The 17051-nt window shown below is 70.1% G+C and carries 13 protein-coding genes and 1 pseudogene; 11 read left to right on the plus strand and 3 right to left on the minus strand.

Going from position 1 to position 17051, the window contains the following annotated elements; all coding sequences use genetic code 11:
• The 4 genes from JIX56_RS34575 to JIX56_RS34590 all read left to right on the plus strand — a co-directional run bounded on the left by JIX56_RS34575 (nt 1) and on the right by JIX56_RS34590 (nt 3162).
• Nucleotides 1-720 carry a YggS family pyridoxal phosphate-dependent enzyme gene (locus JIX56_RS34575; RefSeq protein WP_257546417.1) on the plus strand — a complete coding sequence of 240 codons (720 nt, stop codon included), beginning with the start codon at nt 1-3 and terminating at the stop codon, nt 718-720.
• 129 nt (nt 721-849) lie between these two features.
• Nucleotides 850-1491, plus strand: coding sequence for a cell division protein SepF (locus tag JIX56_RS34580; RefSeq protein ID WP_257546418.1), 642 nt, complete (start codon nt 850-852; stop codon nt 1489-1491).
• A 50-nt stretch (nt 1492-1541) separates the two neighbouring features.
• The gene (locus JIX56_RS34585) at nt 1542-1832 is read left to right on the plus strand and encodes a YggT family protein (protein ID WP_257546419.1); all 291 of its coding nucleotides are present in this window, start codon (nt 1542-1544) and stop codon (nt 1830-1832) included.
• A 52-nt stretch (nt 1833-1884) separates the two neighbouring features.
• Nucleotides 1885-3162 (plus strand): DivIVA domain-containing protein, encoded by a 1278-nt coding sequence (locus tag JIX56_RS34590; RefSeq protein ID WP_257546421.1) that lies wholly within the window; start codon nt 1885-1887, stop codon nt 3160-3162.
• A 412-nt stretch (nt 3163-3574) separates the two neighbouring features.
• On the opposite strand, the gene ileS is transcribed toward JIX56_RS34590, so the two are convergent.
• On the minus strand, nt 3575-6718 hold the full coding sequence (gene ileS / locus JIX56_RS34595) for an isoleucine--tRNA ligase (RefSeq protein ID WP_257546422.1): 3144 nt from the start codon (nt 6716-6718) through the stop codon (nt 3575-3577).
• A 639-nt stretch (nt 6719-7357) separates the two neighbouring features.
• Between ileS and JIX56_RS34600 the strand changes: the two genes are divergently transcribed.
• The 6 genes and pseudogenes from JIX56_RS34600 (at nt 7358) to JIX56_RS34625 (ending at nt 13173) form a co-directional block, all read left to right on the plus strand.
• Entirely contained in the window at nt 7358-8329 is a 972-nt protein-coding gene (locus JIX56_RS34600; RefSeq protein WP_257546423.1) for a TraR/DksA C4-type zinc finger protein, read from the plus strand.
• An 81-nt stretch (nt 8330-8410) separates the two neighbouring features.
• Nucleotides 8411-9022, plus strand: coding sequence for a signal peptidase II (lspA, locus tag JIX56_RS34605; RefSeq protein WP_257546424.1), 612 nt, complete (start codon nt 8411-8413; stop codon nt 9020-9022).
• Between the two features lie 102 nt (nt 9023-9124).
• Nucleotides 9125-10069, plus strand: a complete 945-nt coding sequence (locus JIX56_RS34610) for an RluA family pseudouridine synthase (protein ID WP_257546425.1) — start codon at nt 9125-9127, stop codon at nt 10067-10069.
• Entirely contained in the window at nt 10066-10542 is a 477-nt protein-coding gene (locus JIX56_RS34615) for a GNAT family N-acetyltransferase (protein ID WP_257546426.1), read from the plus strand. The genes JIX56_RS34610 and JIX56_RS34615 overlap by 4 nt, the downstream gene beginning before the upstream one ends.
• Nucleotides 10543-10672: 130 nt before the next feature.
• Nucleotides 10673-12259 (plus strand): Na+/H+ antiporter, encoded by a 1587-nt coding sequence (locus JIX56_RS34620; protein ID WP_257546427.1) that lies wholly within the window; start codon nt 10673-10675, stop codon nt 12257-12259.
• Between the two features lie 166 nt (nt 12260-12425).
• Nucleotides 12426-13173 (plus strand): annotated as a pseudogene (locus JIX56_RS34625) (SDR family NAD(P)-dependent oxidoreductase).
• 324 nt (nt 13174-13497) lie between these two features.
• On the opposite strand, the gene JIX56_RS34630 reads toward JIX56_RS34625, so the two are convergent.
• The gene (locus tag JIX56_RS34630; RefSeq protein ID WP_257546428.1) at nt 13498-14622 is read right to left on the minus strand and encodes a mechanosensitive ion channel family protein; all 1125 of its coding nucleotides are present in this window, start codon (nt 14620-14622) and stop codon (nt 13498-13500) included.
• Between the two features lie 107 nt (nt 14623-14729).
• Here JIX56_RS34630 and JIX56_RS34635 point away from each other — a divergent pair, with 107 nt between their 5' ends.
• A complete protein-coding gene (locus JIX56_RS34635; RefSeq protein ID WP_257546429.1) occupies nt 14730-15299 on the plus strand; it encodes a dienelactone hydrolase family protein in 570 nt (189 codons plus the stop codon).
• Between the two features lie 10 nt (nt 15300-15309).
• Here JIX56_RS34635 and JIX56_RS34640 read toward each other — a convergent pair whose 3' ends face one another.
• The gene (locus JIX56_RS34640) at nt 15310-16989 is read right to left on the minus strand and encodes an alkaline phosphatase D family protein (protein WP_257546430.1); all 1680 of its coding nucleotides are present in this window, start codon (nt 16987-16989) and stop codon (nt 15310-15312) included.
• Between the last annotated feature and the right edge of the window lie 62 nt (nt 16990-17051).

The raw sequence follows: 17051 nt of genomic DNA on the forward strand, positions 1-17051 counted from the left end.
ATGACGGACCGTAGGGCACAACTCGCCGGAAACCTGGCGAAGGTGGAGGACCGCATCGCGGCGGCCTGCGTGGCCGCGGGGCGCAAGCGCGACGAGGTGACACTGATCGTGGTCACCAAGACCTATCCCGCGAGCGATGTGCGGATCCTGTCGGAACTCGGTGTGCGTCATGTCGCCGAGAACAAGGACCAGGACGCGGCGCCGAAGGCGGCCGAATGCTCGGATCTGCCCCTTGTGTGGCACTTCGTGGGGCAATTGCAGACCAACAAAGTCCGTTCCGTGGTGCGTTACGCGGATGTCGTGCAGTCCGTCGATCGTTCCAGGCTTGTCACGACTCTGTCGAAAGAGGCCGTTCGGGCCGGGCGTGAGGTGGGATGTCTCATCCAGGTCGCGCTCGACGCCGATGAGAGCGGCCGGGGAGAGCGAGGAGGCGTCGGGCCGGGCGGAATCGAAGAGTTGGCCGATCTCCTGGCTCGGTCGCCGGGGCTGCGGGTCGATGGTCTGATGACCGTTGCGCCGCTCACCGGGGAGTACGCCGGACGCCAACGGGCCGCGTTCGAGCGGTTGATGGATTTGTCGACCGACCTGCGCCGGGCCCATCCGGCTGCCACCATGGTCTCGGCAGGGATGAGTGCGGACCTCGAGGAGGCCGTTGCGGCCGGAGCGACACATGTGCGCGTCGGCACTGCGGTACTCGGAGTCCGTCCCAGGCTCGGGTAACGTCGCCAAGAAGTCGGACCACAGCAGAAAATATGGTCATTCCGTCGAGAGGCGGGCGCAACGACCTCGTGGATCGCGGGCAATTGGGAAGTCGTCAGTCGATCCACCACAGAGCGGAGGACTCAGAGCATGGCCGGCGCGATGCGCAAGATGGCGGTCTACCTCGGCCTCGTGGAGGACGATGGGTACGACGGCAGGGGTTTCGACCCCGATGACGACTTCGAGCCCGAGCTCGACCCGGAGCCCGAGCGGGACCACCGCCGGCACGAGCCGGTACATCAGGCGCACCAGCCACATCAGTCCCAAAGGGACGAATCGGTACGAGTGGTGCAGCCTCCGGTGCAACGCGAACCGGTGTCGCACGCCACTTCGCTCCCCGCGGAATCGGTGCGACCCGCCCGGATCGCGCCCGTGGCATCCATCACACAAGAACGTTCGAGTCTGGAGAAGAACGCGCCGGTGATCATGCCCAAGGTCGTGTCCGAACGAGAGCCTTACCGGATCACCACGTTGCACCCGCGGACCTACAACGAGGCCCGTACCATCGGGGAACACTTCCGTGAGGGCACCCCGGTGATCATGAATCTGACTGAGATGGACGACACAGACGCGAAGCGACTTGTCGACTTTGCGGCCGGTTTGGTGTTTGGTCTTCACGGCAGCATCGAGCGGGTGACGCAGAAGGTGTTCCTGTTGTCGCCTGCTAACGTCGATGTCACGGCGGAGGACAAGGCCCGTATCGCAGAGGGCGGGTTCTTCAACCAGAGCTGAGACGCACGACCGGAACTAGGCATGAAACAGGGGAGAGGGAAGCACGGATCATGAGCGTGGTTTGGCAAGTGCTCTGGGTCGCTCTGATGTGTTTCCTCATCGTGCTGATCTTCCGGTTGGTCATGGACTATGTGTTCCAGTTCGCCCGCTCGTGGCAACCCGGCAAGGCGATGGTGGTCGTTCTGGAGGCCACCTACACTGTCACTGATCCACCGCTCAAGCTTCTGCGGCGGTTCATTCCGCCGCTGCGTCTCGGGGGCGTGGCGCTCGACCTGTCCTTCTTCGTACTGATGATCATCGTCTACATCCTGATCTCCGTCGTGGGCGGACTCGCGGGGTGATTGTGGACGATCCGGTCTTGCCGACTGCCGATGACTACGTTGAGGTGAAGAGATGCCGTTGACCCCCGAGGACGTGCGGAACAAGCAGTTCACGACCGTCCGCCTCCGAGAAGGCTATGACGAGGACGAGGTCGATGCCTTCCTCGATGAGGTCGAAGCCGAACTGACGCGACTGCTCCGTGAGAACGAGGACCTGCGCGCCAAACTGGCCGCGGCCACGCGCGCTGCTGCCCAGAACCAGCAGAACATGCGCAAGCCTCCGGAGCCTCAGGACCAGCAGCAGGGCGGCATGCAGCAGGGTGGCATGCAGCAGCAGGGCGGCATGCAGCAAGGCGGCATGCAGCAGGGTGGCATGCAGCAACAGGGCGGTATGCAGCAGCAGGGTATGCGCGGTCCCGGTGGACCCGTACCCGCTGGGATATCGGGCCCGCCGCAGCAGATGGGGGGGCCCATGGGTGGCCCGCCCCAGCTGCCGAGCGGTGCTCCGCAGCTGCCCGCCGGCCCTGGTGGCCAGGGCGGACAGCAGGGTCCCGGCCCCATGGGTCAGGGACCGATGGGCCAGGGCCCGATGGGTCAGGGCCAGATGCAGCCGCAGATGGGTCAGGGCCAGATGGGCCAGGGTCCCATGGGCGGCCAGCCTCCCATGCAGCAGCAGATGGGTGGCCCGATGGGCGGCCCCATGGGTGGTCCGATGGGCGGCCCCGGTCAGGGTCCCGGCGGCGACAGCGCCGCGCGTGTGCTCTCGCTGGCCCAGCAGACCGCCGACCAGGCGATCGCCGAGGCCCGTTCCGAGGCCAACAAGATCGTCGGTGAGGCCCGTAGCCGCGCCGAGGGTCTGGAGCGGGACGCCCGTGCCAAGGCCGACGCGCTGGAGCGGGACGCGCAGGAGAAGCACCGCGTCGCGATGGGCTCCCTGGAGTCCGCCCGCGCCACGCTGGAGCGCAAGGTCGAGGATCTGCGTGGCTTCGAGCGCGAGTACCGCACGCGTCTGAAGTCCTACCTGGAGTCGCAGCTGCGTCAGCTGGAGACCCAGGCGGACGACTCGCTGGCCCCGCCGCGCACTCCGGCGACCGCGTCGCTGCCGCCGTCCCCGGCGCCCTCCATGGCTCCGGCCGGCGCGAGCGCCCCGTCGTACGGCGGCAACCCCGGCGGCATGGGTGGAGGCATGGGCGGCGCCCCGGCTCCGGCCGCGCCCTCCTACGGCGGACAGCAGCAGATGTCGCCGGCCATGACCCAGCCGATGGCTCCGGTCCGGCCGCAGGGTCCCTCACCGATGGGGCAGGCTCCCTCGCCGATGCGTGGGTTCCTGATCGACGAGGACGACAACTGACGATTACTGGTACGCCGTAGGCGTCGGCAGCGTTCAGGGCGGGGCCCCGGATTTTTCATCCGGGGCCCCGCCCTTTTGCTGCGAGCGTTCGGGGTTGTGGGGTGCTTGTTCGGAGAGGGGTGCGGATGTGTGGCGTACGCAACGCCGAAGGCCTGGGGCGCCGATTCTTTTCGGTGCCCCAGGCCTTTTGGGTGCCCGGTGGTGTGGCTGGGCGGGGGTCGGTTCGCTCACCGGCGCTCGCCGGGTGCCGCTGCGCCCACCCGTGCCGCCCCAGCGGCACGATTGCCCGCAGCTATGTCGGCTGTGTCGGCGAGCTGTGCCCCGGCCCCATCAGGGGCGCGGGGAACTGCGCGATCAACCACGTGCTGCCTGAAGCCCCGGGACGGCCGCTCCCGGGGCCAGACGCTGTCGGTCAGACCTTGCGCAGACGGAAGGTCAGCGTGAGGGCCTCGTCGGTGAAGGGCGTGCCGTACGTGTCGTCGGCCTCGCCGGAGGCGAAGTCCGTCGCGAGGACCTCGTCCGCGATCAGGGCCGAGTGTTCGGTCAGGGCGGCGGTCACCGCCGGGTCCGTTGCCGTCCAGCGGAGGGCGATGCGGTCGGCCACGTCCAGGCCGCTGTTCTTGCGGGCCTCCTGGATCAGGCGGATGGCGTCGCGGGCGAGGCCTGCCCGACGGAGTTCCTCCGTGATCTCCAGGTCGAGGGCGACCGTCGCGCCCGAGTCGGAGGCCACCGACCAGCCCTCGCGCGGGGTCTCCGTGATGATGACCTCGTCGGGGGCGAGGGTGATGGTCTCGCCGTCGACCTCGACCGAGGCCGTGCCCTCGCGGAGGGCCAGCGACAGGGCGGCCGCGTCGGCGCCGGCGACGGCCTTGGCCACGTCCTGGACCCGCTTGCCGAACCGCTTGCCCAAGGCGCGGAAGTTGGCCTTGGCGGTGGTGTCCACCAGGCTGCCGCCGACCTCGCTCAGCGACGCCAGCGAGCTGACGTTCAGCTCCTCCGTGATCTGCGCGTGCAGTTCGGGGTCGAGGGACTCGAAGCCCGTCGCCGCCACCAGGGCGCGCGAGAGGGGCTGGCGGGTCTTGACGCCCGACTCCGCGCGGGTGGCGCGGCCCAGCTCCACCAGGCGGCGGACCAGGACCATCTGCTTCGACAGCTCGGGGTTGATCGCGGAGAGGTCCGCCTCCGGCCAGGAGGCCAGGTGCACCGACTCGGGGGCGCCAGGGGAGACCGGCACGATCAGGTCCTGCCAGACCCGCTCGGTGATGAACGGGGTCAGCGGGGCCATCAGCCTGGTGACCGTCTCGACGACCTCGTGCAGGGTGCGCAGCGCGGCCTTGTCGCCCTGCCAGAAGCGGCGGCGCGACCGGCGGACGTACCAGTTGGACAGGTCGTCGACGAACGCCGAGAGGAGCTTGCCGGCGCGCTGGGTGTCGTAGGCCTCCAGGGACTGGGTCACCTGGTCGACCAGGGCGTGCAGCTCGCTCAGCAGCCAGCGGTCCAGGACCGGGCGGTCGGCCGGGGCGGGGTCCGCCGCGCTGGGTGCCCAGTTCGACGTACGGGCGTACAGGGCCTGGAAGGCGACCGTGTTCCAGTACGTGAGGAGCGTCTTGCGGACGACCTCCTGGATGGTGCCGTGGCCGACGCGGCGGGCCGCCCAGGGGGAGCCGCCGGCCGCCATGAACCAGCGGACCGCGTCGGCGCCGTGCTGGTCCATCAGCGGGATCGGCTGCAGGATGTTGCCGAGGTGCTTGGACATCTTGCGGCCGTCCTCGGCGAGGATGTGGCCGAGGCAGACGACGTTCTCGTACGACGACTTGTCGAAGACCAGGGTGCCCACGGCCATCAGGGTGTAGAACCAGCCGCGGGTCTGGTCGATGGCCTCGCTGATGAACTGGGCCGGGTAGCGGGACTCGAAGAGGTCCTTGTTCTTGTACGGGTAGCCCCACTGCGCGAACGGCATCGAGCCCGAGTCGTACCAGGCGTCGATGACCTCCGGGACGCGTGTGGCGGTGCCGGCGCAGCCGTCCTGGGGGCAGGTGAAGGTGACCGCGTCGATGAACGGGCGGTGCGGGTCGAGCTCCGACTGGTCGGTGCCGGAGAGCTGGGTCAGCTCCTCGCGGGAGCCGACGCAGGTGAGGTGCCCCTCCTCGCAGCGCCAGATCGGCAGCGGGGTGCCCCAGTAACGGCTGCGGGAGAGCGCCCAGTCGATGTTGTTGTTCAGCCAGTCGCCGAAGCGGCCGTGCTTGACCGAGTCCGGGAACCAGTTGGTCTTCTCGTTCTCCTGGAGGAGACGGTCCTTGACGGCGGTGGTGCGGATGTACCAGGACGGCTGCGCGTAGTAGAGGAGCGCGGTGTGGCAGCGCCAGCAGTGGGGGTAGCTGTGCTCGTACGGGATGTGCTTGAAGAGCAGGCCGCGCTGCTGGAGGTCCTCGGTGAGCTTTTCGTCCGCCTTCTTGAAGAAGACGCCGCCGACGAGGGGGACGTCCTCCTCGAAGGTGCCGTCCGGGCGCACGGGGTTCACGACGGGCAGGCCGTACGCGCGGCAGACCTTGAGGTCGTCCTCACCGAAGGCGGGGGACTGGTGGACCAGGCCCGTACCGTCCTCGGTCGTCACGTATTCGGCGTTCACCACGAAATGGGCGGGCTCGGGGAACTCTACGAGCTCGAACGGACGTTGATACGTCCAGCGCTCCATTTCGGCGCCGGTGAAGGTCTGGCCGGTGGTCTCCCAGCCCTCGCCGAGCGCCTTGGCGACGAGCGGCTCGGCGACGACGAGCTTCTCCTCGCCGTCCGTGGCGACCACGTAGGTGACCTCGGGGTGGGCGGCGACCGCGGTGTTGGACACCAGCGTCCACGGCGTGGTCGTCCACACCAGGAGCGCGGCCTCACCGGCGAGCGGACCGGAGGTGAGCGGGAAACGGACGTACACCGAGGGGTCGACGACCGTCTCGTAGCCCTGTGCCAGCTCGTGGTCCGACAGGCCGGTGCCGCAGCGGGGGCACCAGGGGGCGACGCGGTGGTCCTGGACGAGCAGGCCCTTGTTGAAGATCTCCTTGAGCGACCACCAGACGGACTCCACGTACTCGGGGTCCATGGTCCGGTAGGCGTCGTCGAGGTCGACCCAGTAGCCCATGCGGGTCGTCAGCTCGGTGAAGGCGTCGGTGTGCCGGGTCACGGAGTCGCGGCACCTGGCGTTGAACTCGGCGATGCCGTACGCCTCGATGTCCTTCTTGCCGTTGAAGCCGAGCTCCTTCTCGACCGCCAGCTCCACGGGGAGGCCGTGGCAGTCCCAGCCGGCCTTGCGGGCCACGTGGTAGCCGCGCATCGTGCGGAAGCGGGGGAAGACGTCCTTGAAGACGCGCGCCTCGATGTGGTGGGCACCCGGCATGCCGTTGGCCGTGGGCGGGCCCTCGTAGAACACCCACTCGGGGCGGCCCTCGGACTGCTCCAGGCTCTTGGCGAAGATCTTCTGCTCGCGCCAGAAGTCGAGCACCGCGTGCTCGAGCGCGGGCAGATCGACCTGGGCGGGCACCTGGCGGTACGTCGGCTCTGTCATGAGCGGGCTTCCTCCAACGGACTTGCTGCCTTCCGTCGGAGGGACGAGAGCTTCGATCCTTCGTACGCCATGTGCGGCGCGCTCCCGCGGTACCACCCTCCTTGGCTCTCCTGTGCGCCGTACGCGCCGGTGAGCCCCCTCATTGAGGTCGCGATACCGGGTCTACTCGCCTCGCCTGACGGGCTGCGGCTTTCTTCCGGTGGCTCCGGGGTGATCTTCACGTCGGGCTCGCCCCCGGGCTTCCACCGTCCCCGGGTCGCTCTGGGCTGCGTACGACGCTACTCGTCCCCATCCACGCTTTTCGCTCCGCCCAGTGTACGGCGCCGCACGGACAGCGGCCGACCGGTTTTCCGGCGGCCGGGAGAAGGGCGCGGCGGGGCTTTCGGCGGGCTTGGCGGCCGGGGGCGCGATGACCTGCGGGGTGACCCGAATGGAGCGGGTGAGGGCGTCCGGATCCTGGGACGTCCGGCGCGGCGGAATACCCGGCGGGGAGCTGGGCACAACGCTTGCAGGCTCGTCGCGCGACGGTCGTGGGGCGGGGGGAATGGGTGGTCTGCCCCGTTGCCGCGGGACTCGGGTCGATTTATCGTCCCAGCACGATTCGCGTGCAAGATCACAATATGTGAAGGGGCCGCGGCCATGGTGGCGAAGAAGACCGCCGTACAGCAGTCGGCGTCCGGCAGATCCACGGTGGCCTCCGGCAGTGGGGGCGCGGGCGGGAAGGCCGCGCGGGTGAAGGCGGCAGGAAAGAAGACGGTGGCCAAGAAGGCGATGGCCAAGGACGCGGTGGCCAAGGAAGCGGTGGCCAAGGAAGCGGTGACCGAGAAGGCGGCGGCCAAGAAGTCCGCGGTCGAGAAGGCGGTTGCTGAGAAGTCCGTGGTCAAGAAGGCGGCGGCGAAGAAGGTCGCGGTCAAGAAGACGGTGGCCGAGAAGGGCTCGGTCAGGAAGACGGTGGCCAAGAAGGCCGCCGAGAAGAGCACCTCCGTGAAGGCGGCCTCCGGGAAAAGCGCGGTCAAGAAGAGCGCCACCAAGAGCACCGCGAAGATCACCACGAAGAGCGCCTCTGTGAAGAAGAGCATGGTCAAGAAGGCGGGCGCGGCCCAGGCCGCCGAGACGACGGGAGCCACGACGGTGGTTGCGAAGAACACTCCTGGTACGGCTACGGCGGCGAAGAAGCCCACCGCCGTCCCCAAGGCACGGCCCGCCGCGGTGGAGCCCGGCGAGCTCGCGGTACGCCCCGGTGAGGACCCGTGGAGCCCGGCCGAGGTCGCCGAGGCACGGACGGAGCTGCAGTCCGAGGCGATGCGGCTGCGGGCCGAGCTGGAGGCCTCCGAGCGGGCGCTCACGGGCCTGATGCGGGACTCCGGGGACGGGGCGGGCGACGACCAGGCCGACACCGGGGCGAAGAACATCACGCGGGAGCACGAGCTGTCGCTCGCCCACAACGCGCGCGAGATGCTCGATCAGACCGAGCGCGCTCTGGAACGGCTCGCCTCGGGCACGTACGGGCTCTGCGAGAACTGTGGCAATCCGATCGGAAAGGCACGGATGCAGGCCTTCCCCCGGGCCACGCTGTGCGTGGAGTGCAAGCAGAAGCAGGAACGCCGTTAGCGATCGGCGTCTGAGCCCCTGGTCCGCGGAGGTCGTGTCGTACCTTTGTCCTCAGTCAGGAACCTAGGTTGAGGGACTCACGTGGCAGAGGCGGAGCGCATCATCGGTACGCCGGACATTCCAGACGCGGCGGGGGCCGACCCGGAGCAGTCCGACGGCGAGAACGGCGCCGCCGCGGCGGAGGCCGACGCTGCCGCGCGGCCGCGCGGCAAGCGCCGGATCGCCGTGCTGTTCGGGGTCGCCGCGCTGGCGTACGCGCTCGACCTGATCAGCAAGATGATCGTGGTCGCGAAGCTGGAGCACCACGAGCCGATCGAGGTCATCGGGGACTGGCTGAAGTTCGAGGCGATCCGCAACGCGGGCGCGGCCTTCGGCTTCGGCGAGGCCTTCACGATCATCTTCACGGTGATCGCGACGATCGTGATCGTGGTGATCGCCCGGCTCGCCCGCAAGCTGTACAGCCTGCCCTGGGCGATCGCGCTCGGCCTGCTGCTCGGCGGTGCGCTGGGCAACCTCACCGACCGGATCTTCCGTTCGCCGGGCGTCTTCGAGGGCGCGGTCGTCGACTTCATCGCGCCCAAGGGCTTCGCGGTGTTCAACCTGGCGGATTCGGCCATCGTGTGCGGCGGCATCCTGATCGTGCTGCTGTCGTTCCGGGGGCTCGACCCGGACGGGACCGTCCACAAGGACTGAGGGTCGTTCGCGAGGACCGGGAGCCGTTCGCGAGGGTTGAGGCCCCGGAGTTATCCACAGGTGCCGGTCGGGGGTGTGTCACCCGTCCGGCATACTCGACGGGTGAGCCCGATTCCCGAGATCCGTACCCTGCCCGTGCCCGACGGCCTGGAGGGCGAGCGTGTCGACGCCGCCATCTCCCGCATGTTCGGCTTCTCCCGTACCAAGGCGGCCGAGCTCGCCGCCACGGGGAAGGTCACGGTCGACGGATCGGTGGTCGGCAAGTCGGAGCGGGTGCACGGCGGGGCCTGGATGGAGGTCGAGATGCCCCAGGCGCCCGCGCCGGTACAGGTCGTCGCCGAGCCGGTCGAGGGCATGGAGATCGTGCACGACGACGATGACGTGGTCGTGATCGTCAAGCCGGTCGGCGTGGCCGCGCATCCCAGCCCCGGCTGGTCCGGGCCGACCGTCATCGGCGGGCTCGCCGCCGCCGGGTACCGGATCTCGACGTCCGGCGCCGCCGAGCGCCAGGGCATCGTGCACCGGCTCGATGTGGGCACCTCCGGTCTGATGGTGGTCGCCAAGTCGGAGTACGCGTACACGTCCCTCAAGCGCCAGTTCAAGGAGCGGACCGTCGACAAGCGGTACCACACGCTGGTCCAGGGCCACCCCGACCCCACGAGCGGCACCATCGACGCGCCCATCGGACGGCACCCGAACCACGACTACAAGTGGGCGGTCATCGCCGAGGGCAAGGCGTCCGTCACGCACTACGACCTGGTCGAGGCGTTCCGGTCCGCCTCCCTGCTCGACGTCAAGCTCGAGACCGGGCGTACCCACCAGATCCGCGTCCACATGGCCGCGCACCGGCACCCGTGCGTGGGCGACCTGACGTACGGCGCCGACCCGACGCTCGCCAAGCGGCTCGGCCTCACCCGCCAGTGGCTGCACGCCGTACGGCTCGGGTTCGAGCACCCCGGGGACGGGAGCTGGGTCGAGTTCGGGAGCGACTACCCGGCGGATCTGCAGAAGGCCCTGGACAAGGTCCGGGAGGAGACGTACGCGTGAGTGCGGAGCCGGTGTCCTACGCGGTGCGCGTCGCCGAGGGTCCCGGCGACCGCGAGGCGTGCTTCGCGGTGCGCAAGGAGGTCTTCGTCGTCGAGCAGGGTGTGCCGGAGGACCTGGAGTACGACGCGTACGACGCCGGGGCCGTGCATGTGCTCGCCGTACGGGACGACGGGCTGCCCCTCGGGGCCGGGCGGCTGCTGTACGGGGAGGCTGCCGCCGGCAAGACCGGTGGGGCGGCTGGTGTGGGTTCGCTGGGGCGGCTGGCGGTCGTCCGGGAGGCTCGTGGGCTGGGCGTCGGGGTCGCGCTGGTGCGGGCCGTCGAGGAGGCGGCGCGTGGGCGGGGGCTGACCGCGGTGGATCTGGGGGCGCAGACGCATGCGCTGGGGTTCTACGAGCGGTTGGGGTATGTGGCGTACGGGGCGGAGTTCCTGGACGCGGGGATACCTCATCGGGCGATGCGGCGGAGTCTGTAGGCCTGCGGGGGCGGGTGCGGGTGCGGGGGCTCTTTGAACTGCGTTTCGCGGGCGGAATGGGTGAGATGGGTGGGGCGGGGCAGGCGGGGGCTGTGGAGCTGAACGTCTAGATCTCGTCGGAGTGCTGCGCGTGGATCAGTTGGCCCTGTTTTTCGTGTTGCTGCTCGGGGCCGTGATCAGTGTGCCGGTGGGGGAGCGGCTGAAGCTGCCGGCGCCGGTCCTGATGACGTTGCTGGGCATCGCGCTGGCCGTGCCGGGGTTCGTGCCCAATGTGGAGATCCCGCCGGAGTTCATCCTGCCGCTGCTGTTGCCGCCGCTGCTGTACGCGGCGGTGCGGCGGACGTCCTGGCGGCAGTTCGCGGCGAACCGGCGGCCGATCTTCCTGCTCGCGGTGGCGCTGGTGTTCGTGACCACCGCCGCCGTGGCCGCCGTGGCGAACGCGATCGTGCCCGGGCTTCCCGTCGCCGCGGCCGTGGCGCTCGGCGCCCTCGTCGCGCCGCCCGACCCGGTGGCGGCGACGGCCGTGGCGGGACAGCTCGGGCTGCCGCGTCGCCTGGTGTCGATCCTGGAGGGCGAGGGCCTCTTCAACGACGTCACGGCCATCGTGCTCTACCACGTGGCCATCGCGGCCGCCGTCGGCGGATCCTTCTCGCTGTCCCGTGCCGCGCTCCAGCTCGTGCTGTCGGCGGTGGTCGCCGTCGCCGTGGGGCTCGCGCTCGGCTGGGCCGCCAACAAGCTGATGGACTTCCTCGAGGACGCCACGCTGCAGATCGGGCTGACCCTGCTCGTGCCGTACGCGTCGTACGTGATGGCCGAGGAACTGCACGGGTCCGGGGTGCTCGCGGTGCTCACCACCGCGTTGTTCCTCGCGGAGTACGCGCTCGGGGCGGACGACGTCCTGACGCGGCTCGCCGGGCACACCGTCTGGGACGTCGTGGACACGCTGGTCACCGGCGTCGCCTTCGGGCTGATCGGGCTGGAACTCCACAACGCGATCCGGACGGCGTCCGGGCGGTGGGGCGAGATGCTCGGCTGGGCGGGGGCGGTCGTGGCCGTCGTCGTCCTCGTACGGCTCGTGTGGTTGCTGCCGGCCACGTGGCTCGCGCGGCGGCTGCACGCGAAGCGGGACTACGACGAGGAGATCCCGATGTCGTGGCGCGAGACCGTGGTGATGTGGTGGGCCGGGATGCGGGGGGTGGCGTCCGTGGCGCTGGCGCTGGCGATTCCGTTGGAGACGGACAGTGGGGTGCCGTTTCCCGACCGGGACGAGATCGTGTTCATTGCGTTCGGGGTGATCATGGGGACGCTGGTGCTCCAGGGGCTCACCCTGCCGTGGCTCGTGCGGAGGTTGGGGGTGCGGGCGGATGAGGGGGTCGAGAAGGAGTTCGAGAAGGAGCTGGCTGTGCGGGCGGCCAAGGCGGCGAAGCGGCGGCTGAAGGAGATCGAGGAGGTGGAGGAGCTGCCGGAGGAGTTGTCCGAACGGTTGTTGCGGCGGGCCTTCGAGATCGGGGTGCGGATCAGCCCGGAGGTGGGGGAGGAGGAGCGGCGGGAGGGGCATGAGCAGCGGGTGCGGCGGCTTCGGAGGATGCGGCGGATCCAGGGGGAGATGTTGAGCGCGGCTCGGCATGAGGTGTTGGCTGCGCGGAGTGAGGCCGGGGCGGATCCTGAGGTGGTGGATCGGGTGTTGCGGCATCTGGATGTGCGCAGCCTTCGGTGAGGGGGGTGGGTTGCCCACCCACGCACCGCCCGTTGCTGCTTGGTGGAGAAGTGCGGGTCTCCTGTGGGGGTTGAGCGCCGTTGGCGGCTGACTGCTGACTGCTGACTGCTGACTGGAGCGGGCAAGGGGCAGGGGTGGGGGAGTTGGGGTTTGTAGGGTCGGGCGTATGGCACGCAATGTGGTGATCAGTGGTGGGGGTACGGGGATCGGGCGCGCGGCGGCTGAGGTGTTCGCGGCGGGCGGGGATCGGGTGTTGCTGGTCGGGCGGCGGGCGGCGGGCGGAGGTGTTGGAGCAGGTGGGGGTGCCCGGGGCGCTCACGTATGCGGCCGATCTCGGCGACACGGGGAGTGTTCGGGGGGTCGCCGATTTCGTGGCGGCGGAGTTGGGGACCGTGGATGTGCTGATCCACAGCGCCGGGGGGAACGGTGGGCTGGAGCCCGGGGCGGAGGGGGATGATCCGCTCGATGTCGTGGCGCACAACTGGAGGGTCAACTTCCGGCAGAACACCCTGACCGCCGTGCTGCTCACCGAGGCGTTGGGGGAGCGGTTGGCCTCGCCGGGCGGGCGGGTGCTCTTCTTGTCGTCGATCGCGGCGTACCGGGGGTCGGGGAGCGGGGCGTACGCGGCGTCCAAGGCGGCGCTGCATCCGTACGCGTTCGATCTGGCGCGGGGGTTCGGGCCCCGCGGGATCACGGTGAATGTCGTGGCGCCCGGTTATGTCGAGGACACCGAGTTCTTCGGCGGTTCGATCGAGGAGGCGCGGCGGGCCCGGCTCGTCGCGGAGACCTCGACGGGCCGGGCCGGCACGCCAGCCGATGTGGCCGACACGCTGCACTGGCTCGCGTCGCCCGGCGCGGGCCACGTCACCGCGCAGATCGTTCAGGTCAACGGGGGCGCGGAGCGGGGGCGCTGAGGGGATCCTTGGCCGGTTGGCCGGTTGGCCGGTTGGCCGGTTCCCGTGTGCCCCTGGTCCGCGCCCAAGTCGGCTCCCTGTGCGCCCCCTGGTCCGCGCCCGTCTCGGCTCCCGTGCGCACTCCTGGCTTGTGGCCATCTCGGTTCCCGTGCGCGCTCCTGGCCCGTGGCGATGTCGGCTCCGTGCGTCCCCTGGCCTGTGCCCATCGGTTCCCGTGCGCGCTCTGGGCCCACTGTCCATGTCGGTCCCCGTGCGCACCCCCGGCCCCCTGCCCATGTGGCCCCTGTGTTCACCGCGGCCCAACGCTCCTGTCGTGGCCGCTGGTCAGCCCCGGTCCGTCGACCTCGGTGGCTCGTGGATGCGGCCTCGTGTGGCGCGGGGGGCCATGCCGTCCGTGTGGGCGTGGGGGTGGGTCGGGGGGAGGACCGCGTCGGCGGTGTTGACGCGGGGGAGGGCGTAGGGGTGGGACTCGGTGAGCCAGTGGATGAGTTGTTCGCGGACGGTGACGCGGACGGTCCACAGGTCGTCCGGGTCCTTGGCCGTGACGAGGGCGCGGACCTCCATGGTCGAGGGGGTCGAGTCGGTGACGGTCAGGTCGTAAAAGCGGCCGTCCCAGGCGGGGCAGCCGCGCAGGATGTCCCGGAGCCGCTCGCGCATCTCGGGCAGCGGCGCGGCGTGGTCGACGTGGAGGAAGACCGTGCCGGTCATCTGAGCGCCGCCGCGAGACCAGTTCTCGAAGGGCTTCGAGGTGAAGTAGGAGACCGGCATGGTGATGCGGCGTTCGTCCCAGGTGCGGACCGTCAGGAAGGTGAGGGTGATCTCGTCGACCGTGCCCCACTCGCCCTCCACCACGACCACGTCACCGAGGCGCACCATGTCGCCGAAGGCGATCTGGAGCCCGGCGAAGAGGTTGCTCAGCGTGGACTGCGCGGCGATACCGGCGACGATGCCCAGGAGTCCGGCCGAGGCCAGCAGTGAGGTGCCGGCCGCGCGCATCGCCGGGAAGGTCAGCAGCATCGAGGCCACGGCCACCACACCGACGATCGCCGCGACCACCCGTGTGATCAGCGTCACCTGGGTCCGCACCCGGCGTACCCGGGCCGGATCGCGGTGGGCGCGGGCGTAGCGGCTGTACGTCGTCTCCACTATCGCCGCCGCGATCCGGATCACCAACCAGGCCGTCGCGCCGATCAGTACGAGGGTCAGTGCCCGGCCGATGGCGGTCCGGTGCTGCTCCAGCAGTTGCGCCTCGTCGTACGACGCTCTGAGGAAGGCCGCGCACAGGACCAGTTGGTAGGGGATGCGGCCGCGGCGCAGCAGGCCCCACAGAGGTGTCTCGTGGTGCCGCTGGTCCGCCTTGCGCAGCAGCAGATCGGTCGTCCAGCCGATGAGCAGCGTGAGGACGACCGAGCCACCGATGACGATCAATGGGCGGAGTAGATTCTCCATGCCTTCGAACGTAACCGGCCGCACGGGGTGATGAACATGTGACTTCGGCCGCCCTCGGGGTACGGGCGCCGCGCCCCGTTGTCGTACCCGGCTGGCACGATGGCCTCATGAACATCATGCTCTTCCATTCGACCTACGGCCTGAGGCCCGCGGTGCGCGCGGCCGCGGACCGGTTGCGCGCCGCCGGACACGAGGTGTGGACCCCCGACCTCTTCGACGGCCGGACGTTCGACACGGTCGAGGAGGGCATGGCCTTCAACACGGAGCTGGGCCGGGAGGAGTTGCTCAGACGGGCGGTCCTGGCCGCCGCGCCCTACTCGGAGCGAGGGCTCGTCTACGCCGGGTTCTCGCTGGGCGCCGCGACCGCGCAGACCCTGGCCCTGGGCGACAAGCAGGCCCGCGGGCTGCTGCTCCTGCACGGCACGTCGGACATCGCCGCCGCCGCGTCCGTGGACGACCTGCCGGTCCAACTGCATGTCGCCGAGCCCGACCCCTTCGAGCCGGACGACTGGCTGAGCGCCTGGTACCTCCAGATGCGCAAGGCCGGCGCCGACGTCGAGGTCTACAGATATGCGGGCGCCGGGCACCTCTACACCGACCCCGACCTGCCCGACTACGACGAGGAGGCCGCCGAGGCCACCTGGCGGGTGGCCCTCGGCTTCCTCGAAACCCTGTGACTCCTGGGCGCTACACGGGGTCGTACGTGCGCTCCACTTTCTGCGTCCCGCTGCGCGTCCGGTACGAGCGCGCCCAGGACGACGTCGCGTCGGCCTTCGTGCGGTCGGAGAGGACGTAGAAGTCCATCTGCGCCCGCGCGGCGGTGATGTCCAGGACGCCGTAGCCGTGCCGGTCGGTGTCGACCCAGTGGACGTGCCGGTTGGCGGCGCGGATCAGCGGGGACGCCACCGCGGAGACGGTGCCTTCCGGGACCTTGACGAGGTCGTCGAGGTTGTCGGAGGTGACCGAGGTCACGACGAACTCCGTGGCGGCCGAGGCCGACAGCGGGTACGTACCGGCGTTGACCGGCACGTCGTTGGCCCAGGCCATGTGGATGTCGCCGGTGAGGAAGACCGTGTTGCCGATCGCGTTCGCCCGCAGATGGGCGAGGAGTTCGCGGCGGTCGTCGGTGTAGCCGTCCCACTGGTCGGGGTTGAGGGCGAGGCCCTCCGTCGGCAGTCCGAGCAGCTCGGCCAGGGGCTCGAACAGGTCGGCGGTGAGGTTGCCGAGGGCGAACGGGGCGATCATCACCGAGTTGCCGACCAGCCGCCAGGTCGTGTCGGAGGACTTCAACCCGGCCTTCAGCCAGTCGATCTGGGCCCGGCCGGTCAGAGTGCGGTCCGGGTCGTCGACCTCGCCGTCGCCGATCCCCACCTGCTGCGAGCGGAAGGAGCGCAGGTCCAGCAGCGAGAGGTCGACGAGCTTGCCGAAACGCAGCCGGCGGTAGGTGGTGCCCGCGATCGCCGGGCGCACCGGCATCCACTCGAAGTACGCCTGCTTGGCCGCCGACTGACGGGCCGCCCAGGTGCCCTCCGTGCCCTCGGTGTGGTTCTCGGCGCCGCCCGACCACGCGTCGTTGGCGATCTCGTGGTCGTCCCAGATGGCGACGCACGGCGCGGCCGCGTGCAGGGCTTGAAGGTCCGGGTCGGTCTTGTAACGGGCGTGCCGGACGCGGTAGTCGGCGAGGGAGACGATCTCGTGGGTCGGCGCGTGCGGCCGTACGACCTTGTCGCGGGTGCCGTACTCGCCGGTGCCGTACTCGTAGATGTAGTCGCCGAGATGCAGCCACGCGTCCAGGTCGCCGCGCGCGGCGAGATGACGGTAGGCGGCGAAGTGGCCGCCCTCCCAGTTGGCGCACGAGACCACGCCGAAGCGCAGGCCGGTCGTGGCGGCGTCGGCGGCCGGGGCGGTGCGGGTGCGGGCGGCGGGCGAGTCGGTGCCGCCCGCGGAGAAACGGAACCAGTAGTCCGTGGCGGGCGCGAGGCCGCGTACGTCCGCCTTGACGGTGTGGTCGGAGGTGGCGGTCGCGGTGGTCGCGCCCTTGGCGACGATGTTCGTGAACGCCTTGTCCAGGGAGACGGTCCAGCCGACCTCGATGTCCGGGCCGAGCCCGGAGCCGGGTATCGCGGCGGCGGTGGGCGTCACCCGGGTCCACAGCAGGACACCGTCGGGCAGCGGATCGCCGGAGGCGACGCCGTGCAGGAACGCCGGTGCCTCGGCGGCGTTCGCCGGGATCGCGGCGGCCAGCGGGCCCGCGAGGACGGCTCCGGCCGCGGCCGCCTTGACGACCGTACGGCGGCTGGGCGCGGGGGACCCAGAGCTGGGCTGGGTGGGGGAGTTGGGGCTGGAGTGAGATCTGCGACTGGTCACAGCCGCTGAGATTACTGATCGGTAAGGGCTTCCCGTAAGGGAGAGGACGCGCAGTGCGGGCG

The organism is Streptomyces sp. CA-210063 (assembly GCF_024612015.1).
GTDB lineage: Bacteria > Actinomycetota > Actinomycetes > Streptomycetales > Streptomycetaceae > Streptomyces.

Bases quoted from the DNA above. Each gene is read 5' to 3' on its own strand.
- JIX56_RS34575 (WP_257546417.1), top strand. From the start codon at position 1: ATGACGGACCGTAGGGCACAACTCGCCGGAAACCTGGCGAAGGTGGAG.
- JIX56_RS34580 (WP_257546418.1), top strand. From the start codon at position 850: ATGGCCGGCGCGATGCGCAAGATGGCGGTCTACCTCGGCCTCGTGGAG.
- JIX56_RS34585 (WP_257546419.1), top strand. From the start codon at position 1,542: ATGAGCGTGGTTTGGCAAGTGCTCTGGGTCGCTCTGATGTGTTTCCTC.
- JIX56_RS34590 (WP_257546421.1), top strand. From the start codon at position 1,885: ATGCCGTTGACCCCCGAGGACGTGCGGAACAAGCAGTTCACGACCGTC.
- ileS (WP_257546422.1), bottom strand. From the start codon at position 6,718: ATGACAGAGCCGACGTACCGCCAGGTGCCCGCCCAGGTCGATCTGCCC.
- JIX56_RS34600 (WP_257546423.1), top strand. From the start codon at position 7,358: ATGGTGGCGAAGAAGACCGCCGTACAGCAGTCGGCGTCCGGCAGATCC.
- JIX56_RS34630 (WP_257546428.1), bottom strand. From the start codon at position 14,622: ATGGAGAATCTACTCCGCCCATTGATCGTCATCGGTGGCTCGGTCGTC.
- JIX56_RS34635 (WP_257546429.1), top strand. From the start codon at position 14,730: ATGAACATCATGCTCTTCCATTCGACCTACGGCCTGAGGCCCGCGGTG.